The 22,807-nt window shown below is 65.0% G+C and carries 23 protein-coding genes; 15 read left to right on the top strand and 8 right to left on the bottom strand.

Annotated elements, in window-relative coordinates:
- Positions 1-45 precede the first annotated feature (45 nt).
- Positions 46-2,127 (bottom strand): polyphosphate kinase 1, encoded by a 2,082-nt coding sequence (gene ppk1 / locus GO608_RS18590; protein ID WP_169198462.1) that lies wholly within the window; start codon positions 2,125-2,127, stop codon positions 46-48.
- A gap of 193 nt (positions 2,128-2,320) precedes the next feature.
- Here ppk1 and ppx point away from each other — a divergent pair, with 193 nt between their 5' ends.
- The 8 genes from ppx to GO608_RS18550 are packed head-to-tail and all read left to right on the top strand — an operon-like array spanning position 2,321 to position 10,648.
- Positions 2,321-3,823 (top strand): exopolyphosphatase, encoded by a 1,503-nt coding sequence (ppx, locus tag GO608_RS18585; RefSeq protein WP_169198463.1) that lies wholly within the window; start codon positions 2,321-2,323, stop codon positions 3,821-3,823.
- A gap of 9 nt (positions 3,824-3,832) precedes the next feature.
- Complete coding sequence (locus GO608_RS18580; RefSeq protein WP_169198464.1) at positions 3,833-4,957, top strand: MlaE family ABC transporter permease; 1,125 nt, start codon at positions 3,833-3,835, stop codon at positions 4,955-4,957.
- Complete coding sequence (locus tag GO608_RS18575; protein WP_169198465.1) at positions 4,954-5,733, top strand: ABC transporter ATP-binding protein; 780 nt, start codon at positions 4,954-4,956, stop codon at positions 5,731-5,733. The genes GO608_RS18580 and GO608_RS18575 overlap by 4 nt, the downstream gene beginning before the upstream one ends.
- Positions 5,733-6,668 carry an MlaD family protein gene (locus GO608_RS18570; RefSeq protein WP_169198466.1) on the top strand — a complete coding sequence of 312 codons (936 nt, stop codon included), beginning with the start codon at positions 5,733-5,735 and terminating at the stop codon, positions 6,666-6,668. The genes GO608_RS18575 and GO608_RS18570 overlap by 1 nt, the downstream gene beginning before the upstream one ends.
- Positions 6,669-6,687: 19 nt before the next feature.
- Positions 6,688-7,320, top strand: a complete 633-nt coding sequence (locus GO608_RS18565) for an ABC-type transport auxiliary lipoprotein family protein (RefSeq protein ID WP_169198467.1) — start codon at positions 6,688-6,690, stop codon at positions 7,318-7,320.
- Positions 7,321-7,366: 46 nt separating this feature from the next.
- Positions 7,367-9,019 (top strand): acyl-CoA synthetase, encoded by a 1,653-nt coding sequence (locus GO608_RS18560; RefSeq protein WP_169198468.1) that lies wholly within the window; start codon positions 7,367-7,369, stop codon positions 9,017-9,019.
- 17 nt (positions 9,020-9,036) lie between these two features.
- Positions 9,037-9,837 (top strand): enoyl-CoA hydratase, encoded by an 801-nt coding sequence (locus tag GO608_RS18555; protein WP_169198469.1) that lies wholly within the window; start codon positions 9,037-9,039, stop codon positions 9,835-9,837.
- Between the two features lie 43 nt (positions 9,838-9,880).
- Complete coding sequence (locus tag GO608_RS18550) at positions 9,881-10,648, top strand: TatD family hydrolase (RefSeq protein ID WP_169198470.1); 768 nt, start codon at positions 9,881-9,883, stop codon at positions 10,646-10,648.
- Here the strand turns inward: GO608_RS18550 and GO608_RS18545 are convergent.
- A complete protein-coding gene (locus GO608_RS18545) occupies positions 10,645-11,247 on the bottom strand; it encodes a TetR/AcrR family transcriptional regulator (RefSeq protein ID WP_169198471.1) in 603 nt (200 codons plus the stop codon). The two genes, GO608_RS18550 and GO608_RS18545, sit on opposite strands and share 4 nt — an antisense overlap.
- Positions 11,248-11,414: 167 nt before the next feature.
- Here GO608_RS18545 and GO608_RS18540 point away from each other — a divergent pair, with 167 nt between their 5' ends.
- From GO608_RS18540 to GO608_RS18525, 4 genes are read left to right on the top strand one after another with little or no spacing between them, the layout of a single operon-like run.
- Entirely contained in the window at positions 11,415-12,164 is a 750-nt protein-coding gene (locus tag GO608_RS18540; protein WP_169198472.1) for an electron transfer flavoprotein subunit beta/FixA family protein, read from the top strand.
- Positions 12,165-12,166: 2 nt separating this feature from the next.
- Positions 12,167-13,117, top strand: a complete 951-nt coding sequence (locus GO608_RS18535; protein WP_169198473.1) for an electron transfer flavoprotein subunit alpha/FixB family protein — start codon at positions 12,167-12,169, stop codon at positions 13,115-13,117.
- A gap of 49 nt (positions 13,118-13,166) precedes the next feature.
- Positions 13,167-13,832: an energy-coupling factor ABC transporter permease gene (locus tag GO608_RS18530; RefSeq protein ID WP_169198474.1), complete on the top strand. Its 666-nt coding sequence runs from the start codon at positions 13,167-13,169 to the stop codon at positions 13,830-13,832.
- A gap of 58 nt (positions 13,833-13,890) precedes the next feature.
- Entirely contained in the window at positions 13,891-15,684 is a 1,794-nt protein-coding gene (locus GO608_RS18525) for an acyl-CoA dehydrogenase (RefSeq protein ID WP_169198475.1), read from the top strand.
- Positions 15,685-15,783: 99 nt separating this feature from the next.
- Here the strand turns inward: GO608_RS18525 and GO608_RS18520 are convergent, their stop codons facing one another.
- The 6 genes from GO608_RS18520 to ompR all read right to left on the bottom strand — a co-directional run bounded on the left by GO608_RS18520 (position 15,784) and on the right by ompR (position 20,047).
- Positions 15,784-16,566 (bottom strand): peptidylprolyl isomerase, encoded by a 783-nt coding sequence (locus GO608_RS18520; protein ID WP_169198476.1) that lies wholly within the window; start codon positions 16,564-16,566, stop codon positions 15,784-15,786.
- Between the two features lie 26 nt (positions 16,567-16,592).
- Entirely contained in the window at positions 16,593-16,856 is a 264-nt protein-coding gene (locus GO608_RS18515; RefSeq protein ID WP_169198477.1) for a BolA family protein, read from the bottom strand.
- Complete coding sequence (locus tag GO608_RS18510; protein ID WP_169198478.1) at positions 16,853-17,152, bottom strand: YciI family protein; 300 nt, start codon at positions 17,150-17,152, stop codon at positions 16,853-16,855. Before GO608_RS18510 ends, GO608_RS18515 begins: the two co-directional genes overlap by 4 nt.
- Positions 17,152-17,760, bottom strand: coding sequence for a septation protein A (locus tag GO608_RS18505; RefSeq protein ID WP_169198479.1), 609 nt, complete (start codon positions 17,758-17,760; stop codon positions 17,152-17,154). Before GO608_RS18505 ends, GO608_RS18510 begins: the two co-directional genes overlap by 1 nt.
- A 147-nt stretch (positions 17,761-17,907) precedes the next feature.
- Positions 17,908-19,377, bottom strand: a complete 1,470-nt coding sequence (locus GO608_RS18500) for an ATP-binding protein (protein ID WP_247003309.1) — start codon at positions 19,375-19,377, stop codon at positions 17,908-17,910.
- Positions 19,334-20,047, bottom strand: a complete 714-nt coding sequence (gene ompR, locus GO608_RS18495) for an osmolarity response regulator transcription factor OmpR (protein ID WP_281503920.1) — start codon at positions 20,045-20,047, stop codon at positions 19,334-19,336. The genes GO608_RS18500 and ompR overlap by 44 nt, the downstream gene beginning before the upstream one ends.
- 748 nt (positions 20,048-20,795) lie before the next feature.
- On the opposite strand from ompR, the gene tsaB reads away from it, so the two are divergent.
- From tsaB to GO608_RS18480, 3 genes are read left to right on the top strand one after another with little or no spacing between them, the layout of a single operon-like run.
- Positions 20,796-21,488 carry a tRNA (adenosine(37)-N6)-threonylcarbamoyltransferase complex dimerization subunit type 1 TsaB gene (gene tsaB / locus GO608_RS18490; protein ID WP_169198480.1) on the top strand — a complete coding sequence of 231 codons (693 nt, stop codon included), beginning with the start codon at positions 20,796-20,798 and terminating at the stop codon, positions 21,486-21,488.
- Positions 21,485-21,940, top strand: a complete 456-nt coding sequence (gene rimI, locus GO608_RS18485) for a ribosomal protein S18-alanine N-acetyltransferase (RefSeq protein ID WP_247003307.1) — start codon at positions 21,485-21,487, stop codon at positions 21,938-21,940. The genes tsaB and rimI overlap by 4 nt, the downstream gene beginning before the upstream one ends.
- Entirely contained in the window at positions 21,937-22,773 is an 837-nt protein-coding gene (locus GO608_RS18480; protein WP_169198481.1) for a uracil-DNA glycosylase, read from the top strand. Before rimI ends, GO608_RS18480 begins: the two co-directional genes overlap by 4 nt.
- Positions 22,774-22,807: the final 34 nt, after the last annotated feature.

Below are 22,807 nucleotides of genomic sequence, written 5' to 3'. Positions count from 1 at the left end.
AAGGCAGGCAGGACTTTCGAGCGCCGCCGGGCTGCCGCCAGCCTTTCAGCGGCTCGCCGACAGTTCCGTGAGCAGGACCATCTGCGCGGCCCGGCGCACGCCGCGCGGCGTCTTGCGGCGATAACGCCCGTCTTCGAGCATCTCCCAGGCCTGGCAGTTGTCGCCGAGGTAGGCGCGCAGGCCTTCCTTGATCACGCGCCGTTTCAGGCGCTGGTCGAGCACCGGAAACGCGATCTCGATGCGGCCGAAGAAATTGCGGTCCATCCAGTCGGCGCTCGACAGGTAAACCTGGTCGTCGCCGTCGGCGCGGAAATAGAAGATCCGATGGTGTTCGAGGAAGCGGCCGATGACCGAGCGCACGCGGATGTTGTCCGACAGCCCGGCGACACCCGGGCGCAGCGCGCACGGCCCGCGCACGATCAGGTCGATATCGACGCCGGCCTGCGAGGCGGCATAGAGCGCTTCGATCGTTTCCGGTTCGAGCAGCGCGTTCATCTTCGCGATGATATGGGCGCGCCGACCGGCACGCGCGAACTCTGCCTCGGCGTTGATCGCCGCGACGACGTTCGACTGCAGCGCGAACGGCGCCTGCCACAGATGCTTCAGCGTGCTCGCCTTGCCCAGCCCGGTGAGCTGCTTGAAGACTTCCGCGACGTCCTGGCCGATTTCCTCGTTGCACGTGAGCAGGCCGAAGTCGGTGTAGAAGCGTGTCGTGCGCGGATGGTAATTGCCGGTGCCCATGTGCACGTAGCGGCGCAGCCCGTCTTCTTCCCGGCGCACCAGCATCAGCAGTTTCGCGTGGGTCTTGTAGCCGAAAACCCCATAGACGACATGTGCGCCGACTTCCTCGAGACGGTTTGCCCAGTTGATGTTCGCCTCTTCGTCGAAGCGTGCCATCAGTTCGAGCACGACGGTCACTTCCTTGCCTTTCTGCGCGGCGCGCACGAGATGTTCCATCAGCACCGAATCGGTCCCGGTGCGATACACCGTCATCTTGATCGCCAGCACCTGTGGATCATCGGCCGCTGCCCGCAGCAGGTCGATGACCGGCGTGAAGCTCTGGAACGGGTGGTGCAGCAGTACGTCCTGCTTGCGGATCGCGTCGAAGATCTCGCGGCCTTTTTCGAGCGTTTTCGGCAGGCCCGGGAGGAAAGGCGGGTAATTCAGGTCGGGACGGTTCACCCAGTCCGTCACCTGCATCAGGCGCACCAGGTTGACGATGCCCGGCATGCTGTAGAGATCCTTGGGGCCGAGCCGGAAGTGCTGCAGCAGGAACGCCGCCATTTTTTCCGAGCAGTTGTCGGCAACCTCGAGTCGCACCGCGTCGCCGAAGTGACGTTGCTGCAGTTCGCCTTTCAGCGATACGCGCAAATCCTTGACTTCTTCTTCGTCGACGAAGAGGTCCGAGTTGCGCGTCACGCGGAACTGGTAACAGCCCAGCACACGCATCCCGGAGAACAGCTCGCCAACGTGTGCGTGCAGCACCGACGACAGAAAGACGAAGCTGTATTCGTGCTCGCAGATTTCGCGCGGCAGCCGGATCACGCGTGGCAACGCGCGTGGCGCCTGGACGATCGCCGCGCCCGAATCGCGGCCGAAGGCGTCGAGCCCTTCGAGCTCGACGGCGAAATTCAGGCTCTTGTTGAGCACGCGCGGAAACGGATGCGCCGGATCGAGGCCGATCGGAGTGAGGACCGGGATCACTTCGCGCAGGAAATAATCGCGCACCCATGCACGCTGGGCGTCGGTCCACAGGGGCCGGCGCGGAAACACGATGCTTTCGGCTGCGAGCGCCGGCAGGATGTCATCGTTGAGCAGTTCGTACTGCTGGGCGATGATGCTGTGGACTTCGAGGCTGACGCGGTCGAGCAACTCGGTCGGCAGCAGGCCGTCATAGCCTGCGGTACGGCTGCCGAGACGGATCTGTTCCTTGATGCCCGACACCCGGATTTCGAAGAATTCGTCGAGATTGCTCGAGACGATGCACAGGAAGCGCAAGCGCTCGAGCAGCGGAACGGTGCGGTCGGCCGCCTGGGCCAGCACCCGGCGCTGGAACTGGAGAAGAGACAGCTCCCGATTGATGAAATGCTCGGTGGGGAAAACCTGGCTTAGCGGGGGCCTGTGCATGGGTCTCATTATGGCTGCGGGTGTGCCTGCGGGGATTATGTGACAAATGTGTTGCAAATGCATGAACGTGCGCCGACAGCGATGACAAGCGTGAATCCGGGGCGGAACCCGTCCGCATCCGGCGCAGCTTGTGTCGTAGGGCCGGGTGGTAGAATGTCGGCCACTTCGACCTGCGCGATTGCGTGCCTACACGATGATGCAAGAACTGATCGCAGCGATCGACCTCGGTTCCAACAGTTTCCGGCTCCAGGTGGGGCGGATCGTCAATGATCAGATCTATCCGCTCGACGGACTCAAGGAAGCGGTCCGCCTTGCCGCCGGCCTGTCGGCCGACAAGCTGCTCGATGTCGCGGCGCAGCAGCGCGCGCTGATCGCGCTGCAACGCTTCAACGAACGCTTGCGCGGCTTTCCGCCCGATTCAGTACGGGCGGTGGCCACGAACACGCTGCGAGTGGCGAAGAACTCCCCCCAGTTCCTCGCTCGTGCCGAAGCGGCGCTTGGCGTGCCGATCGAGGTGATCGCGGGGCGGGAGGAAGCACGCCTGATCTATGTCGGCGTCGCGCATACGCTGCCCGATCCGCACCGCCAGCAGCTCGTCGTCGATATCGGCGGCGGGTCGACCGAATTCATCATCGGCAAGAGCTTCGAGCCGATCCAGCTCGAGTCCCTCTACATGGGCTGCGTGAGCTTCAGCCTGCAGTATTTTCCGGGGGGGAGGATCGACAAGCGCGGCTTGCGCGAAGCCGAACTGGCGGCGCGGCGCGAGCTCCAGGCGATCGCCCATTCGTACCGCGAAACCGGCTGGGAAGTGGCGGTCGGGTCGAGCGGATCAGCCAAGGCGCTCGTCGAGATTCTCGTGCAGAACGGGTTCTCGGAAAGCGGCATCACGCGCGACGGGCTGGAACGCCTGAAAGCGGCGATGCTGCGAGCCGGCAGCATCGATCGCGCCGATCTCGCGGGCCTCAAGGGCGACCGCCTGCCGGTGCTGCTCGGCGGGCTGTCGATCATGTCGGCAGTGTTCAAGGAGTTCGACCTCGAGCACATGGTGTTTTCGGAAGGGGCGTTGCGACTGGGCGTGCTCTACGATCTGCTCGGCCGCTACCACCACCATGACTTGCGCGATGCAACCGTCAACGCGTTCATCGCGCGTTATGCAACGGATCGCAAGCAGGGCGCCAGCGTTGCCGACACCGCTTCCCACCTGCTGGCGCGCCTGGTTCCCGAAGCTGCCGAAAGCGACCACCCGGACCGCCGCTTCCTGCGCTGGGCGGCGATGCTCCACGAAGTCGGCGTTTCGGTCGCACACTCGAGCTACCACAAGCACAGCGCCTACATCCTCGCCAATGCCGACATGCCGGGCTTCTCGCGCATGGACCAGGGGCGCCTGGCGCGCATCGTGCTGGCGCATCGCGGAAAGCTGGAACGGGTCGCGGCGATCGATCCGGAAAGCCGCGACTGGCTGCTGATCGTGTGCCTGCGCCTCGCCGTGATCGTCCATCGCGCCCGCGACGGACGCGGCATCCCGCCGATCGACATCGAACGCGACGGGCGCGGCTTCGTCGTCACCGCCCTCGACGGCTGGCTGCAGAAGCTGCCGCTGACTGCGGCTGCGATCGAGGAAGAGCAGCGACAGTGGCTGTCGGTCGGACGCAGCCTCGTGCTGCGCACGCCGCCCGGCCGGGCGCTGGTCGCCTGACGCCGGATCGTGGGCGCGCCCACCGCAAGCTGCGGGCCGTCGGCCGGAAAGGGTGCGAGGCCCGAATGCCGGCTCGAAGGTGACTGGACGCTGCGTGCGCTCGCGCCGCGCGCCGACGAATACCGGCGCCTGCTTGCGCGTGCCGGGCATGACGCGAGCTGGAAACTCGACGGCATAACGCGGCTCGACAGTTTCGGTGCGACGCTGTTGTGGCACGCGTGGCGCGAACAGTGGCCGCAGGACCTGAGTGCGGACGACGAACTGCGGACGGTGATCGGCCGCATCGAGGCGACGGCCGCCGAACCGTTGCCCGAACGCGGGTCTTTCACGCTGGCTGACGCCGTCGTCGTGCTCGGCGCGGGGCTCCTCGGCTTCGCCAATCATCTCGCCGGTTTCGTGCGGCTGGCAGGACAGCTGTGCCTGGACATCGCATATCTGCTGCACCACCCGCGCGACTGGCCGCTGCGCGAGATTTCCGCCAATCTCTACAAGGTCGGCGCCAAGGCCACTCCGGTCGCGGCCCTCGTCGGCTTCCTGATCGGCGTGGTCTTGTCCTATCTTTCGGCGCTGCAACTGCAGGCTTTCGGCGCGGACATTTACATCGTCAATATTCTCGGCCTCGGAATCGTTCGGGAGCTCGGACCGGTCCTCGTTTCGGTGCTGGTGGCCGGGCGATCGGGTTCGGCGATGACTGCCCAGCTCGGTGTGATGCGCGTGACCGAGGAACTCGATGCACTGTCGGCGATGGGCATTTCGCGCACGCTGCGCCTGGTCCTGCCGAAAGTGGTCGCCCTGACGGTCGCAATGCCTTTGCTCGTGCTGTGGACTTCGGCCGTCGCGCTGTTCGGCGGCATGGTGTCCGCATGGGTGCAACTCGATCTCGGATTCGGTTTTTTCCTCGACACGCTGCCGCGCGTCGTGCCGGTTGCGAACCTCTACATCGGAATCGCGAAGGGCGCGGTGTTCGGCTTGTCCATCGCGCTCGTCGCCTGTCATTTCGGCCTGCGCGTGCGACCGAATACCGAGAGCCTGTCGGCCAACACGACTGCGTCGGTGGTCTCGGCGATCACCGTCGTGATCCTCATCGACGCGGTGTTCGCGATTGCGACGCGTTCGATCGGAGTGCCCGGATGAGCGACGCATCGATCATCGAGCTGCGTGGCATCGTCACCCGCTTCGGCAGCAATCTCGTGCACGACGGAATCGACCTGTCAGTGGCCCGCGGTGAAGTCGTGGCTCTCGTCGGCGGGTCCGGCAGCGGCAAGACGACGCTCTTGCGGCACATGATCGGGCTGACGCGCCCGGCGCACGGCGAGGTTTCGCTGTTCGGCGAGCAGCTGTTCTCGGGCAGCCTTCGCGAGCAGCGGGCACGGCGGCGGCGCTTCGGCGTGCTGTTCCAGCATGGGGCGCTGTTCTCGGCGTTGAACGTCGCCGAGAACATCGGGTTTCCGCTGCGCGAACTCCGTGTCGTGACGCCCAAGGAGATCCGCGATCTGGTTGCGTTGAAGCTGGCGATGGTCGAGCTCGAGCCATCGACCGCGCTATTGATGCCCGCCGAGCTGTCGGGCGGCATGGTGAAGCGCGTCGCGCTCGCACGGGCGCTGGCGCTGGAACCCGAATTGCTGTTGCTTGACGAGCCGACGGCCGGGCTCGATCCCGACCGCAGCGCAGCGTTCGTCGAACTCGTGCGCTCGCTGCAGGCCCAACTCGGGCTGACGGTGGTGCTGGTGACGCACGACATCGACACTCTGGCGGCACTGTCGTCGAAAGTGGCGATCCTCGCGGAACGGCGGATTATCAGCTACGCCCCACTGGAGGAAACAATGAAACTCGATCATCCTTTCGTCACGAGCTTTTTCCGCGGCGAGCTCGGCAGGCGGGCAATCGCACGGAGCAGGGAGAAAAGCTGATGGAAAACCGCGCTCACGCGCTCGCCGCCGGATTGTTCGCGCTGCTGCTCGGTGCTGCACTGGTCCTCGCGCTGTGGTGGTTCTCGGATGAACGGCAGCCGACGCGGGATTACGTCCTCGAATCGCACGGCAGCGTCACCGGCCTGAACGTCGAAGGGCAGGTGCGCTATCGCGGCATGTCGGCAGGCAAGGTGACCGATATCCGGCTCGATCCTCAGGACCCGTCAAAGATCCTCGTCGACATCCGCATCCGCGAAGACCTGCCGATCACGCGCAGCACGCGTGCGCGCCTGGGCTACCAGGGTGTCACCGGGATCGCATACGTGCAGCTCGACGACAGCGAGGAGAACCCTGTGCCGTTGACCGGCGATCCACCCCGGCTGGTGCTCGAGCCGGGTCTGATGGAACAGCTGACCGACAGCACGCTCGATGCGATGAAGCGGGTGACGATGATCGCGGACCAACTCGCACAATTTCTCAGCGACGACAACCTCGAGAGGCTGCGCAACACCTTGCAGCATCTGGATGCGGCTGCGGCCGGGATCGACCGCACTTTTGCCGACGCGCCCGCGACGCTCGAGGCGATCCGGTCCGCGCTGAACCAGGACAATCTGAAGAAATTCGCCACGACGCTCGCGAACCTCGAGCAGGCAAGCGGCGACGTCGTGCCGGCGGTCGCCGAAATGCGCGCGCTGATGGCGCGCCTGCAGTCGACGGCGGAGAATCTCGACGCGGCGACGGCCGCGACCGGCGAAGGGCTGCTCGACAACACGCTCCCCCAGCTCAATGCATTGCTGAAAGAGCTGACCGGAACCTCGCGCCGGCTCGGAAGCCTGATCGAAGAGGTTCAGGCGTCGCCGCAGATGCTGTTGAGCGGCCGCTCGCGCCGCCCTCCGGGCCCGGGCGAGGACGGGTTCGAAGCGGACCGGAAATGATCGGACAGGAAACTGCGCAATGTTGATGTCGGTGAAGGCAGGGCGAGCGGGACTCCTCGTGCTGGCGCTCGCGGCGGCCGTGGGAGGATGCGGCAACCTCGGGGTGCCAGCCGAACGCTTCACTTTTTTCGACCTGGGGCTCGTGGAGCCGGTCGAGCCGGCGCTGGAATTCCCGCCGGAGCGCGTTGAAGTGCGGGCGCCGTCATGGTTGTCGACCGGCGCGATGCAGTACCGGCTCGATTATCGACAGCCGGCGCAGCGGGAAGCGTATTCCGAGACGCGCTGGGTTGCGGAGCCAGGTGAAATGCTGCGCGTGGCGCTCGACCGCGCGCTGACAGGGAACCGGACTGCCGACGGAGAATGCCGCCTGCGTGTCGAGCTGGACGAATTCGTGCAGGTGTTCGACAGTCGACAAAGCAGCCATGCGAAGATCGTCGCCCGCGCTGCGCTCCTCGCCCCGCGCAGCGACGCCGAACTGTCGCATCGCACGCTCGTCGTCAGCGAGCCGGCGCCGACCCCGGACGCGGCCGGCGGCGTGATCGCTTTCCGGCGGGCCGTGCAGCGGCTAGCGCATGATGTTTCGCTGTGGCTGGCGAGCCTTGACCCGGCAGCGGTCGAGGGATTGAATACTTCGGGACGCTGCGAACGTTAGCGCCCAGCGTCCTCCTCACTGCAATAATCATGACAGCGGAGCAGAAATGACCGAACGCGAATCGTCACCCTACGAGATTGGCCTGGAGAAGAATGCCGCCAATTACGTCCCGCTCACGCCGCTGACGTTCATCGAGCGCAGTGCCTACGTTTATCCGGACCGGATCGCCGTCATTCACGGGACACGCCGGTACACGTGGCTGGAAAGCTATATGCGCAGCCGTCGTCTGGCATCGGCGCTGAAGCAGTTGGGCGTCGGGAAGAACGATACTGTCGCGGTCGTCCTCAACAACACGCCGGAAATGTTCGAGTGCCATTTCGGTGTCCCGGCGACGGGTGCGGTGCTCAACACGATCAACACGCGCCTCGAGCCCGAAACCGTTGCGTTCATGCTCAACCATGCCGAAGCGAAGGTGCTGATCACGGACCGCGAGTTCGCGCGGGTCGTGGCCAAGGCGATCGAACTCGCGAACCGCCCGGACCTGATCGTCATCGATGTCGATGACCCGGAATACAGCGGGCCAGGGGACCGCGTCGGCACGCTCGAATACGAGGCGCTGCTCGAGACGGGCAGCCCGGACTTCGCCTTCGAACAGCCCGCCGACGAATGGGATGCGATTTCGCTGAACTATACGTCCGGCACGACCGGCAATCCGAAAGGCGTCGTCTATCATCACCGCGGTGCGTACCTCAACGCGATGAGCAACATCGTCAGCTGGGGCATGCCGCCGCATTCGGTGTATCTGTGGACGTTGCCGATGTTCCACTGCAACGGCTGGTGCTTCGCGTGGACGATGGCGGCCAACGCCGGCACCAACGTCTGCCTGCGCCGCGTCGATCCGCGCCTGATCTTCGAGGCGATCCGCGAGCATGGCGTCACGCACTATTGCGGCGCGCCGATCGTCCATTCGCTGCTCGCGAACGCGCCCGAATCCTGGCGAGAAGGCATCGACCACGAGGTGTACGGCCTCGTCGCGGCCGCGCCGCCGCCTGCTGCGGTCATCGAAGGGATGGCGAAGATCGGCATCGACCTGACTCACGTGTACGGCCTCACCGAAACCTACGGTCCCGCAGCCGTCTGCGCGAAGCACAACGAGTGGAAGGATCTCCCGCTTGCCGAGCAGGTCGCGCTGAACGGGCGCCAGGGCGTGCGCTACCACGCGCAGGAGGGCATCACGGTGCTCGACCCGCAGACGATGGAGCCGGTGCCCTGGGACAACCAGACAATGGGCGAGATCATGTTCCGCGGCAATCTCGTGATGAAGGGGTACCTGAAGAACCCCGACGCGACCGAAGAGTCGTTCCGTGGCGGGTGGTACCACACCGGTGACCTGGCGGTGATGCAGGCCGACGGCTACGTCAAAATCAAGGACCGCTCGAAGGACGTGATCATCTCCGGTGGCGAGAACATCTCGTCGATCGAAGTCGAGGACGCGCTGTACAAGCACCCGGCCGTGATGGCGGCGGCAGTCGTCGCGCTGCCCGATCCGAAGTGGGGCGAAGTGCCGGCAGCTTTCGTCGAACTGCGCGACGGGGCGACGGTGACCGAAGCGGAGCTGATCGCGCACTGCCGAGAGCATCTCGCCGGCTTCAAGTCGCCGAAGAAAATCATCTTCGGGCCGTTGCCGAAAACGTCGACCGGCAAGATCCAGAAGTTCGTGCTGCGCGAGCAGGTGAAATCGACCCAATCCTTCGAATAACCCCGGGAGGAACAGAAATGAGCGCAGTCCCGCAATCCGATGCCGAAACCCTGCTGCTGCGCCGCGACGAAGGCGGCGTGGCGTACCTTGCACTGAACCGGCCCGGCCAGTTCAATTCACTGTCGCAGGCGATGCTCGAAGCGCTGATCGCCGAGATCGACGCCATTGCAGCAGACGCCAGCGTGCGCGTGGTCGTGCTGTCCGGCGAAGGTAAGGCGTTTTGCGCCGGCCATGACCTCAAGGAGATGCGCGGCAACCCTGCGCTCGAGTTCCAGCAGGCGCTGTTTCGCCTGTGTGGCCGGTTCATGGTGAAGCTGACCGAGATGCCGCAGCCGGTGATCGCGCGGGTGCACGGCATCGCGACCGCAGCCGGCTGCCAGCTGGTGTCGATGTGCGACCTCGCGGTCGCGGCCGACGTCGCCCGGTTCGCCGTGTCGGGCATCAACGTCGGCCTGTTCTGCGCGACCCCCAGCGTGGGTTTGTCGCGCAACATGGGGCGCAAGGAGGCGTTCGAGATGCTCGTCACCGGCGACTTCATCGATGCGCATGAAGCGCAGCGCCGCGGGCTGGTCAATCGCGTCGTGCCGCTCGAGCAACTCGATGACGAGGTCGCGAAACTCACCGCGTCGATCTGCGCGAAGTCACCGATCGCCGTGCAGATGGGCAAGCAGATGTTCTACCGCCAGCTCGAGATGGGAATGGAGGCGGCTTACCAGATGGCCGCCGAGACAATGGCTTGCAACATGATGACCGAGGACGCCGCGGAGGGCATCGACGCCTTCGTCGCCAAGCGCAAGCCGCAGTGGCGAGGCCGCTGAGCCCCCCTTGACGGGGGCTGTGCGCGTGTCTGTCGACACCCCAATGCTTGTCGACACCCATATTCACCTCGACGCGGACGAGTTCGAGCACGACCGCGAAGCCGTGCTCGCGTCGGCCCGCTCGGCCGGCATAGCGCGTTTCGTCGTCCCGGGCGTCGAAGTTGCAAACTTCGATCGCGTCGCGGCGCTCGCCGCGGCGCATTCCGACATCCGCCACGCCTACGGCATTCATCCGCTATACGTGGACGCTGCGGGGCCTGACGATCTGGCGATTCTCGAGGATCACCTGAGCAACGGCGACGCCATCGCCGTGGGTGAGATCGGTCTCGATTTCTTCGTTGATGGCGGGCGCAACAGGGACCGGCAGGAGCAGTTCTACGTCGCGCAGCTGAAGCTCGCGCGCCGCTTCGATCTGCCGGTGATCCTGCATGTGCGACGCGCGGTCGACGCGATCCTCAAGCATTTGCGACGCGTGCGGGTGCGCGGCGGCATCGCCCATGCGTTCAACGGCAGCCGGCAGCAGGCCGACGTGTTCATCGCGATGGGCTTCAAGCTCGGTTTCGGCGGGGCGATGAGTTTTGACGGATCGCGTCGCATCCGTGCACTCGCCGCGACCCTGCCGCTGGATGCGGTCGTTCTCGAGACGGACGCGCCGGACATGCCTCCCGCGTGGGCGCAGGGGAGGCGCAACGAGCCGTGCAACTTGTCGCACTATGCCCGGATTCTCGCGGACCTGAGGGGGATTTCGGTCGATGAGGCGAGCGCGGCGACGGGCCGCAACGCGATTTCCGTATTCGCCGGAAAGCTTTAGGCCGACTGCCTTTTCTTCATGTTCGCGGACTGGGCGATGAGATCGGCGATGTCGCGCTTGACGCGTCCCACGTCGCTGTCGAACTTGTCATAGATCATCAGCGAAATCCCGAATACGTATGCATAGAGCAGCATGCAGCGGCTCGATGCTTCTTCCATCGGCACGCCGCACGCGAGAAACAGGTCGCGTGCGCAGCGCAAGCGGATGTCGTCGACTTCGGCGACGATCGCCGCAGCTTCCGGGTCGCGTCGCGCCCAGTCCCGCACCGCCAGTTCGATCATCGCCCCGCGGCGGCTGCGGCTCGTGCTGTAGATGTCGATGACGTGGTAGATCTGCTCCAGCTCGTGCCCCGGGTTCGCCCGGGTCTGCTTGACGATGTCGCGGATCCGGCCGTCGCGCCAGGTTTGCAACACGGCCATCAGCAGGTCGCGCCGATCCTGGAAATGCCAGTAGAAGCTTCCTTTCGTGACTTTCAGTCGCTTGGCCAGCACCTCGACGCGCAGGCCGGCGAGACCTTCGTCGGCGAGCACGTCGGTAGCGGCGACGATCCATGCATCGCGGTCAAGTTGAACCCGGGGTTTGTTCACGACGTTTTCCATACGGGATAGTATTGACGAATCCTGGACCATACGCTACCGTACGCATCCATACCGATGCGTATGGAACGATTTTTTTGGGCGGCGGTCAAGGTGTCATTCGATTTCGGGCAGTGACATAATGCCCGGACCCATAAAAACACTGACCAGACTGATTAAGGAGCGCGGCATTGAAGATCCTGGTACCCGTTAAGCGCGTGGTCGATTACAACGTCAAGGTGCGTGTCAAGAGCGACGGCACCGGCGTGGATATCGCCAACGTGAAGATGTCGATGAATCCGTTCGACGAGATTGCAATCGAAGAAGCGGTGCGGCTGAAGGAAGCCGGCATTGCGACCGAAGTGGTGGCGGTGAGCTGCGGCCTCGCTGCGTGCCAGGAGACGCTGCGTGCGGCGATGGCGATCGGCGCGGACCGCGGCATTCTCGTCGAAACCGACGTCGAACTGCAGCCGCTCGCCGTCGCGAAGCTCCTGAAGGCGCTGTGCGGCAAGGAAGCTCCGCAAGTGGTGATCTGCGGCAAGCAGGCGATCGACGACGACTCGAACCAGACCGGCCAGATGCTGGCCGCGTTGATGGGCTGGCCGCAAGCCACTTTCGCGTCGAAGCTCGTCATTGCCGACGGTGCTGCGACCGTCACGCGCGAGATCGACGGCGGCCTCGAAACCCTCGAAATCAAGCTGCCGGCAGTCGTCACGACCGACCTGCGCCTGAACGAGCCGCGCTACGCGACGCTGCCGAACATCATGAAAGCGAAGAAGAAGCCGCTCGAGACGGTCAAGCCCGCCGACCTCGGCGTCGATGTCGCACCGCGCCTGGCGACGCTGAAAGTCGTCGAACCGGCGAAGCGCAGCGCCGGCGTGCGCGTTGCCGACGTCGCGCAGCTCGTCGACAAGCTCAAGAACGAAGCGAAGGTGATCTGACCATGGCGATTCTGGTTATTGCTGAACACGACAACGCGAGCCTGAAGGCCGCGACCCTGAACGCCGTGGCTGCAGCCGCCGAGCTCGGCAAGGCGGGCGGAGGCGAAGTGCATATCCTCGTCGCGGGCGCGAACTGCGCCGCGGCCGCGGCAGAAGCCGCGAAGCTCGCTGGCGTGGCCAAGGTGCGCGTCGCCGATGCCGCGCACTACGAGGCGCAGACCGCCGAGAACGTCGCGGCGCTCGTCGTCGCCGCGGCCGGCGACTACTCGCACGTCGTCGCACCGGGCACTTCGTACGGCAAGAACGTGACCCCGCGCGTGGCGGCACTCCTCGATGTGGCACAAATCTCCGACGTCGTCGCGATCGAATCGGCCGACACTTTCCAGCGTCCGATTTACGCCGGCAACGCGCTCGCGACTGTCAAGAGCGCCGATCGCGTGAAGGTGCTGACGGTGCGCACGACCGCGTTCGAAGCGGCCGCAGTGGCCAATGAAGGCGGGGCCGCCGTCGAAGCGCTCGCCGCGGGGCCCGACCTCGGCGTGGCGAAGCTCGTCGGGCGCGAACTCACGAAGAGCGCGCGCCCCGAACTCGGCGCGGCGAAGATCATCGTCTCTGGGGGCCGCGGGCTCGGCAGCGGCGAGAACTACCACAAGCTGCTCGAGCCGCTCGCCGACAAGCTCGGTGCCGCGCTCGGCGCTTCGCGCGCCGCGGTCGACGCCGGTTTCGCCCCGAACGACTACCAGGTCGGCCAGACCGGCAAGATCGTCGCGCCGCAGCTCTACATCGCGGTCGGCGTCTCGGGCGCGATCCAGCACTTGGCGGGCATGAAGGACTCGAAGGTCATCGTCGCGATCAACAAGGATCCGGAAGCGCCGATCTTCCAGGTCGCGGACTACGGGCTCGTCGGCGATCTGTTCGAGCTCGTCCCCGAGCTGACGAACGCGGTAGGCTGACGCCGCGCGAGCGAAACCGGAACCCGGACCGGCACGGGGAGCAGCGAGATTGGACCTCCCTGTCTCGCTGTTCCCCGCCTCCTGGCACTGGATTTCGCTCATCCTTTCGCTGTTCGTGTTCCATCACCTCGCAATGACAATCCGATGGAAGCACGTTGCAGCGCCGGCGCAGCTGAACCTGCTGCTCGGCTTCGTCGTAAGCCTGATCCTGTTGTGGAGCCTGAGGGCCGGCGTCAAGCCCGGCCTGAACCTCCATTTGCTCGGCGCGATGGTCGCCACCCTCGCGCTGGGTCCCCGGCTGGCGATCGTCGCGCTGGGGTTGGCGCTCGCCGGGATCACGCTGAACGGGGCGCTCGAGTGGCAGGCCTGGCCGCTCAATTTCCTGCTGATGGGTGTCCTTCCGGTGCTCGCTGCGCAACTGTGGCTGCGCACGGTGGAACGTCGCCTGCCGGCGCATTTGTTCGTGTTCATCTTCGTCGTGGCATTCATCGGCTCCGCAGTCACGGCGATGCTGCAGGGTGCTCTTGCCGCCGCGGCGATGGTGGCGGGCAGTGCCTACTCGTTTGCGTTTCTGGCCAGCGATTATCTTCCTTACCTCCTGTTGCTCGGTTTTGCCGAGGCATGGATGAGCGGGGCGGCGATCACGCTGATGGTGGTGTACCGGCCCGACTGGGTGGTGGCGTTCGATGATCGCCGCTACCTGATCAACAAGTAACCCGATGCGGCAGCAAGAGCCGCAAATTACAACAAAGTACTACTGGAGAGGTTAGAAAATGAGCCAATACACTGCACCCGTTCGCGACATGCAGTTCGTCATGCACGAACTGGCCGGCCTGGAGGAAGTTGCAAAGCTTCCCGGCTGCGAAGAGGTGTCGAGCGACCTGGTCGATGCGATCCTCGACGAAGCGAACAAGTTCGCCAGCGGCGTTCTGGCGCCCCTGAACCGGGTCGGGGACGAGGAGGGTGCGAAGTGGGAGCATGGCAAGGTGACGACGGCCCCCGGCTGGAAGGAGGCCTATCGCCAGTTCTCCGAGGCCGGATGGACTGCGGTGGCAGGCGATCCGGAATACGGCGGACAGGGGTTGCCGAAGCTGCTCTCGACGGCGGTCATGGAAATGTGGAAGGCGGCGAACATGGCCTTCTCGCTGTGCCCGATGCTGACGAACGGTGCGATCGAGGCGATCGCGCTGCGCGGCAGCGACGAGCAGAAGGCCGCTTACCTGCCGAAGATGATCAGCGGCGAGTGGACCGGTACGATGAACCTCACCGAGCCGCAGGCGGGTTCCGACCTGGCGGCGGTGCGCACGCGCGCCGAACCCCAGGGCGACGGCACGTACCGCGTCTTCGGACAGAAGATCTTCATCACCTATGGTGAGCACGACTTGACCGACAACATCGTTCACCTGGTGCTTGCACGCCTTCCGGATGCTCCGGAAGGCGTGAAGGGGATTTCGCTTTTCGTCGTGCCGAAGTTCCTGCTCAATGCCGACGGCACGCCCGGCGCGCGCAACGACGTGCAGTGCGTCTCGATCGAGCACAAGCTCGGCATCCACGCGAGCCCGACCTGCGTGCTCGCGTTCGGCGACAACGGCGGTGCCATCGGCACGCTGGTCGGCGAAGCGAACCGCGGTCTCGAATACATGTTCATCATGATGAACGAGGCGCGCTTTGCAGTCGGCCTGGAAGGCCTGGCGTTGTCCGAGCGCGCCTACCAGCATGCCCTGGGCTATGCGAAGGATCGTGTCCAGGGCACCGAAGCCGGGGTGCGCGGCGGACCGAAAGTATCGATCATCCATCACCCCGACGTGCGCCGCATGCTGATGTCGATGAAGTCGCAGACCGAGGCGATGCGGGCGCTGGCGTATGTTGTCGGTGCGGCGACCGACCAGGCACATCGGCACCCGGACGCCGAAGTGCGGGCGCGCCAGCAGGCTTTCGTCGACCTGATGATTCCGGTCGTCAAGGGATGGTGCACCGAGAATTCGATCGACATCGCCTCGACAGGTGTGCAGGTGCATGGCGGCATGGGCTTCATCGAAGAAGCCGGAGCGGCGCAGCATCTGCGCGACGCTCGGATCACGACGATCTACGAAGGCACGACGGCGATCCAGGCGAACGACCTGATCGGGCGGAAGATCGCACGTGAGGACGGCGTCACGGTCAGAGCGCTGATCGGCGAGATGCGCGTCGTCCAGGCGCAACTTGCCGAGCAGCAGGGTGACGCGTTTGCGGCGATCCGCAAATCGCTCGATGCCGGCATCGCGGCGGTCGAAGCGGCGGTGGACTACATCGTCGCGACGTACAACAACGACATCAAGGCGGCCTCGGTCGGCTCGGTGCCGTTCCTGAAGCTGCTCGGCATCGTCGGCGGCGGATGGCAAATGGCGCGCGCGGCGCTGGCCTCGCAGGCTCGCATCACGGCGGGGTCCGACGACGTGTTCTACCCGACGAAGATCGTGACGGCGCGTTTCTACGCCGATCACGTCCTGTCGCTCGCTCCGGCGCTGGCCTACGCGGTGGTGAACGGAGCGGCCGGTGCGCTGGCGCTCGACGAGGCGCAATTCTGAATGTGACTTGATGGCGGCGCCGGCGGTGCCGCGCCCGCCTTGAAACGAAAGGGCCGGCCTGCCTGCGCAGAAACCGGCCCTTGTCGCGCTGGATCGCAGTTACTCGACTTTCGCCTTGGCCCTCAGGTCGGCGACGTGCTTCTCGATTTTCTTCTGCTGCAGCCGCTGTTCGAGTTGCGGCTTGACCTCTTCGAAAGCAGGCGCTTTCAGGTCGCGGACGTCGTCGAGCTGGATCACGTGGTAGCCGAAATCGCTCTTGACCGGCGTCGCGCTGTATTGACCCTTCTCGAGTTTGACCATCGCTTCCGAGAACGGCTTGACGAACATCCCGGGGTTGCTCCAGCCCAGTTCGCCGCCCTTGTCCTTCGAGCCCGGGTCCTTGGACGCGGTGGCAAGCGCCTCGAACTTCTCGCCGGCACGCAGCTTGCCGATGATCGCTTTTGCTTCCTCTTCGGTTTCGACGAGGATGTGGCGCGGCTTGTATTCTTTCGAACCCATCTGGCCCTTGATGCTTTCGTATTCTTTCCGCAGATCGGCATCGGTGGCGGGATTGGTCTTGATGAAGTCCTGCATGTACGCGCGGATCAGCACGCCTTGGCGGGCGAGGTCCATCTGGGCCTGGATTTCCGGCTTCTTGTCGAGGCCTTTCTTTGCTGCTTCCTGTGCCAGCACTTCGAGGCGCACGAGTTGCTCGCGAGCGGCCTCGCGCAGTTCGGCGCCATCGGGGGCACCTTGCGCACGCTGCTCATTGACCATGACGTCCATGCGGGACGAAGGAATCGGGGCGCCGTTTACGGTCGCGACCGGGGTAGCCGCGCCCGCTGCGTGGACCAGCAGGGCGGCCGTGAGACCGAGGGCGAGGCGGCTGGGAAAACGTTTCATCAAGGTTCCTTCCGGGTGGGTTGAATTCATGCTTCATCGGCCGTCAGGGCGCGGACGGCGAGCGCGTGCACGCGCGTGCGCATCAGATCGCCGAGCGCGTCATAGACAAGGCGGTGACGGGCGACAGTGTTCTTGCCCTTGAAACAGTCGGCGACGATGGTCAGACGATAATGGCCGCCGCCACTTCTCGCTCCCGCGTGGCCGGCGTGCAATGCACTGTCATCGTCGATCTCGATCGATACGGGATCGAGCACGGCGAGGCGTTCGCGGATTTCGTCGATCGTCGTCAAGGCAGCACCTTCTTGAAGGGTTTCACGGTGATGCGCGCGAACACGCCCTGTTTAACATAGGGATCTTCGGCCAGCCAGCGCTCGGCGTCCCCTTGGGACGCGAACTCGGCAACGACGAGGCTGCCGAAGAAAGCCGCCGGGCCGGGGTCCGGAGAGTCTATTGCCGGCATCGGGCCTGCCATCAGCAGGCGTCCTTCATCGCGCAATCCCTCCAGTCGGGAGAGATGGGCTGGACGCGCGCTGATGCGCGCCTCAAGCGAACCCGGCGCATCTTCGCCGAGCAGTACGTAAAGCATCAGGTGGTTTCCTCCTGCATGTGTCGGGACAGATAGAAGCCCTGGCCAAGTACGAACAGCAACATCAGGCCCATGCCGCCGAAAAGTTTGAAATTGACCCAGGTCTCTTCAGAAAAGTTGTATGCAACGTACAGGTTCAGAAAACCCATGAGGATGAAAAACCCGGCCCAGGCGAAGTTGAGGCGTCCCCAGATGGGGTCCGGCAACCGCACCTGAGCTTCGAGCATCTTCCGGATGAGATTGCGGCGGAATATCACGGCCGATACCGTCAAGGTCGCGCCGAACAGCCAGTACAGCGCGGTCGGCTTCCACTTGATGAACGTCGGATTGTGAAAAAACAGGGTCGCGCCCCCGAACACCACGATGATGCCTAGGCTGATCCAAAGCATCGTGTCGACCTTGCGATGCCGCATCCATACCCAGGCGATCTGGGCTACCGTGGCCAGGATCGCCACCGCGGTCGCCAGCAGGATCGGGGCCTGCGTGACGGCAATGCCCTCGCCGAGCCAGCGCGACGCGAGCTCGTGTGCGAAAGCCTGGTTTCCGCCGGCGATCTTGTAGGCGACGAAGAAGAGGATGACCGGCAGCAGATCGAAGAGAATTTTCATGCGACAGAATTATAGCGACTTGTCCGTTGTACCCGGCTGAGCTTTGAGGTGACGGAATCTGGCCGAATCAGCGCTGATCGCCGGACAGGACGATGGTGCCGTGGCGACAGCCGGTATCGTGGGCGCCTGCCGGACGCGGGACCAGCTTCAAGCGGGGGGGTCATCCTGCTCCGGCCCGCGCATTCTCGTGCCGAGACGGCGCTTTTCCAGCGGCAGACGCACCACCGCGAGCAGTCCGCCTCCCATGCGGCGCCCCAGGTCCAGTCGCCCGTTGTGCGAACGGATGATGCGTTCGACGATCGCGAGGCCGAGGCCGGCGCCCTTGGTGTTCGAGCGCGCGTTCTCGAGCCGCGTGAAGGGATGGCGCATCCTCTCGATTTCGCTTTCCGGAATGCCCGGCCCGCGGTCCGCGACTTCGATCGTCGCCTCTTCTTCGGTGCTGTTCACTTTGATATCTATGGGATGGTTCTCGCCCGCATAGCGGATGGCGTTGTCGATGAGGTTGGCAAGCGCCCGCCGCAGGGACAGGCTGCGGGCGGGCAGCACCAGCTTCTCGGGCAGGTCTGCGCGTATATCGATGCCGCGTAGCCGGTAAGGTTCCACGAGATCGCGCACGAGGCCCGGCAAGTTGAGCGCCTCCATCGGCTCCTGCGGTTCTCCGCGCCCGAAATCGAGGAACTGGCCGATGATCCGGTCCATCTCCTCGACGTCGCTTACCATCGCGGCGACCTCGGTTTCCGGTGCCCCCGACATTTCCACGCCAAGGCGCAAGCGCGCCAGCGGCGTACGCAGATCGTGGGAGACGCCGGCGAGAATCAGCGCGCGATCCGCGTCGGTGCGGGCCAGATCTCCTGCCATCTGGTTGAAGGCTTTCGCCACCGCTGCAATTTCCTGCGGGCCGGTTTCGGGCAGGTGCGGCGGGGTGCGACCGCTGCCGACGACCCGCGCGGAGCGGGCGAGGTTGCGCAGCGGCACGCTGATCCGGGACACGATCAGATAGGCGCCGAGCAGCGCGACGAGGAGCGCGCCGCCTCCCCACGTCAGCCACTCGATCGCCTCGGTCTGTTGCAGCCGCTCGGACGGCAGCATGACCCAGAAATCTTCCTTGTCTTCCGGGTGGAGCCTGAAGCTGATCCAGAAACCGTCGAGCGTTTTCCAGCGCGAGGCAAACCGCGTGTGAGCGCCGAGCTGACGGCGAATCTCTTCGGTCAGCAGACGCATGGCGCGACTGTCCGGCAGCGGAAGAAGTTCGTCGGAAGGTTCGGCCGGATAGATCCGGATCCCCTCGAGCGCTGCCAAGTCGATGAGCAATTCGGTTCGGCGCTCGACGTCCGCGTTGATCAGCGCGGTGCGCGTCAGGTTCACGACGCTCGTCGCCATCTGCGCCAGATCGCGTGCGCGCACCGGGTCCTCGAAATGGCGAAAAATCTGCGACCAGGCCACCAGCGCGAGCGTCAGCAGGAGGGCAATGAGCAGAAAGGTCTGCCACAGCAGCGTGCGCGGCGGAAGATCGTTCACTGCCTGGCTGATGGTCTCACGAATGCCGGTCCACCCGGCGGGACGCGGAGGATGGTCAGCTCTCGCTTGCAGCTTTTGTATCATCGGGAACGAATACATAGCCGAAACCCCAGACCGTCTGGATGTAACGAGGTTTCGCCGGATCGTCCTCGACGAGCTTGCGCAGCCGGCTCACCTGGACGTCGATCGCCCGATCGAAAACACCGTATTCCCGCCCACGCGCGAGTTCCATCAGCTTGTCGCGCGACAGGGGTTGCCGCGGATGCTGGAGGAGTACCTTCAGCAGCGAGAATTCGCCCGTCGTGAGTGCGATCTCGTCATCGTCGCGCGTCAACGAGCGCACGCCGAGATTGACGCGCACGCGCCCGAAGCTGACGATTTCATCCTCGCTCGTCGGCGCCCCGGGCAGGCTCGGAGGCTGACGGCGCATGACGGCGTGGATCCGGGCCACCAACTCGCGCGGATTGAAAGGCTTGGCGAGGTAGTCGTCGGCGCCCATTTCGAGCCCGATGATGCGATCGACATCGTCTCCCTTTGCCGTGAGCATGATGATCGGCATCGCGTTTTCGTCGGCTCGCAGGCGCCGGCAGATCGCCAGGCCATCCTCGCCGGGAAGCATCAGGTCGAGCACCATCAGGTCGAAATGCTCGCGATGCAGTGCCCGATCCATCGACGGCGCGTCGACCACCGCCTTGACCGTAAAACCCTGCTCCTGCAGGTATCTCGACAACAAGTCGCGCAGCCGCGCGTCGTCGTCGACGAGTAACACTCTATATCGGATTTTAGCGTTCATAAGTCGCATCCTATCCTTTGAACATTTGGCATGCTAGCGCTTCAGCAGCCCATGCCGGGTACCCGAGTAACGCTTCGTAAGGTGGTGTGGAATAGGCAACACCCCGTTACAGCATGGTCCGAAACGCGCACGGACATCTCCCACGGCACGGGTAATTCCTAGTATTTTTCGGGTATGCGAAATTCGCCCCCGTGAAGAGGCTGGAGATCATCATCATGACACATTCGAGATTGACATCAGATCCCCCGACGTCCGCTTGTCGAACTGGTGCTCCGGTTCACGTGCACGCGTGGGGGCGTGGACAAGGACTGCTGGTCCTGGCCCTGGTCGTGGCGTTCGCCACGTGGAGTCCCGTATTTGCGCAGGCGGTGCCCGGGGTTCTCGCGGAGGAGCCGTTGACTACGCTGCAAAGCCCCCAGGATCTGCGTCGCGCCGAACTCAGGCGTGCGTTGATCAGCGGGGCCGATCTCCCGGTCGCAGCGAACGAACGGTCGTCCTTGTCCCGGAATGAGCGCGAGGCGTTGAACCGCGAATTGCGCGAGGCGATGCGCGGTGTCTATGAGAGCCGGAGGGCTGCTGCCCGCTAGACACGGAGGTCCGCTGCCCGCCACAGACTTTCCGGCGCCGTTTTTCCGCGGACGCGTGCCGCGGGCTGATCGGAGCGCCGTTTCCGTTCCACGCGCATTTCACTTGTCGGGCGCCGCTGCCGGTAAAATGGCGGCCTATGAAAATCCTCGCCATCGAGACCTCGTGTGAACACGCGAGCGTCGCCTTGCTGGTCGACGACGTCGTCGTCGACCGTCGCCTTGAAGGGCATGCCAATCATTCCGAGCACCTGCTGGCGACGCTTCGGACACTGCTCCGGGACGCCGAGTTGTCGATCGCCACACTCGATGCGATCGCGTTCGGCGCGGGACCCGGTGCGTTCACGGGGCTGAGGCTGGCGTGCGGGGTCGCTCAGGGTCTCGGGATGGGCGCCGGGATCGGGGTGGTGCCGATATGCAGCCTCGCCGCGCTGGCGTTGCAGGGCGAAGGGAGCACGGTTTTCGCCGCTACCGATGCCCGCATGGGCGAAGTGTATTCGGCGGCATATCGCGTAGAGGGCGAACGGGCGATCCAAGTGCAGGTTCCCGCCTGCTCGCCGCCGCAGCATCTGGCTTTGCCTGCCGGCGAACGGTGGTTCGGCGTCGGCTCGGCGTTCCGCGTTCATGAAGCCGGGATCCCGGCGTCTGTCGTCGCGCGCTTGTCGGGCCGCAATTCGACGGCCGTTCCCCGCGCTGCCGATGTTGCCCGGCTGGCGGCTGGCGAGGTCCGCGAAGGGCGGATGCTGGCGCCCGAATACGCCGTCCCCCTGTATGTGCGCGACAAGGTCGCGCTGACGACGGCGGAACGTCTCGCCCGGGGAGGGCGCGCTTGAACGCCGCAGCACCCGATTTCTCCCCGATGAGCGATGGCGACCTCGACTGGGTCGTCCACCAAGAAGGGGTACTTCATGCTTTCCCGTGGTCCCGGGGAAACTTCGCAGACTCGCTGGCGGCCGGCCACAGCGCATGGGTGATGCGTGTCGGCGGATCCCTTGTTGCATATGCCGTCATGTTGATGGTGCTGGACGAAGCGCATCTGCTCAACATCAGCGTGGCGCGCGAGTCCCAGCGCGCGAAGCTCGGCACGGCTCTCCTGCGCCATCTTTTGGCCGAAGCGCGGCGATGCGGTGCGTCGCAGTTCTTTCTCGAAGTCCGTCCCTCGAATTCCGCGGCTCTGGCGCTGTATCGCTCGCACGGCCTCCAGCCGATCGGACGGCGCAAGGGCTACTACGCGCTGCGCGAAGGCGGTCGCGAGGACGCGATCGTGATGCGGGTCGAATTATGAACCAGCGTCGGGATGCGGTTCTGCGCGAAATGGGCCTCGCCCCGCTGTGGCGGTTGCGTGGAACACCGCAGGCGCTGCAGGCGGACGCGCCGGAGGCAGTGCCGGAAGAACCGGCTGCCGTGGCCCCGTCCGCGAGGGAAGCCGGCATCGTCTCTGCCCAAGAACGGCAAGCCTCCCACCGGTCGCAGTCCGTCCCTGCGCCACAGCCGGGGCCCGTTGCACTCGCCCCTGCGGCCGACTACCCTGACGAGCGCGCGGGGCGGATCGAAACCCTCGACTGGGACGCACTCGACGCCGATATTCGTGCCTGCACAGCATGCCGCCTGTGCGAGCGGCGTCGCCAGGCAGTGCCGGGGGTCGGCGATCGGCAGGCGCGCTGGATGTTCGTCGGCGAGGGGCCCGGAGCGGAAGAAGACCAGCGCGGCGAACCGTTCGTCGGCGTCGCCGGCAAGCTCCTCGACGCGATGCTGGCAGCGATCGGGTTGAAGCGGGACGAAGGGGTATATATCGCGAATGCGGTCAAGTGCCGACCGCCGCACAACCGCACGCCGGAAAACGACGAGATCGAGGCCTGCCAACCCTATCTCGCCCGGCAGATCGCGCTGGTGCAGCCGCGCCTGCTGGTTGCGCTCGGCCGTCCGGCAGCGCGCGCGCTGCTCGGCGTCGATGTGGCGATCGGCGCTGCGCGCGGACAGGTGTTCAGGTATCGCGGAACGCCGGTCATCGTGACCTACCATCCGGCCTACCTGCTGCGTAATCAGCGGGACAAGGCGAAAGTCTGGGAAGACCTGTGTTTTGCCCGGCAACTCATGGAAAAATCGACCCCGGGATGACGCAAGACAGGCGCGGCGGCCTCGCTGAGGACCT

Origin of the sequence: Aromatoleum buckelii, assembly GCF_012910785.2 — a bacterium.
Lineage (GTDB): Bacteria > Pseudomonadota > Gammaproteobacteria > Burkholderiales > Rhodocyclaceae > Aromatoleum > Aromatoleum buckelii.
The sequence above is the reverse complement of the archived record's forward strand: the minus strand, read 5'-3'. Positions and strand labels throughout refer to the sequence as shown.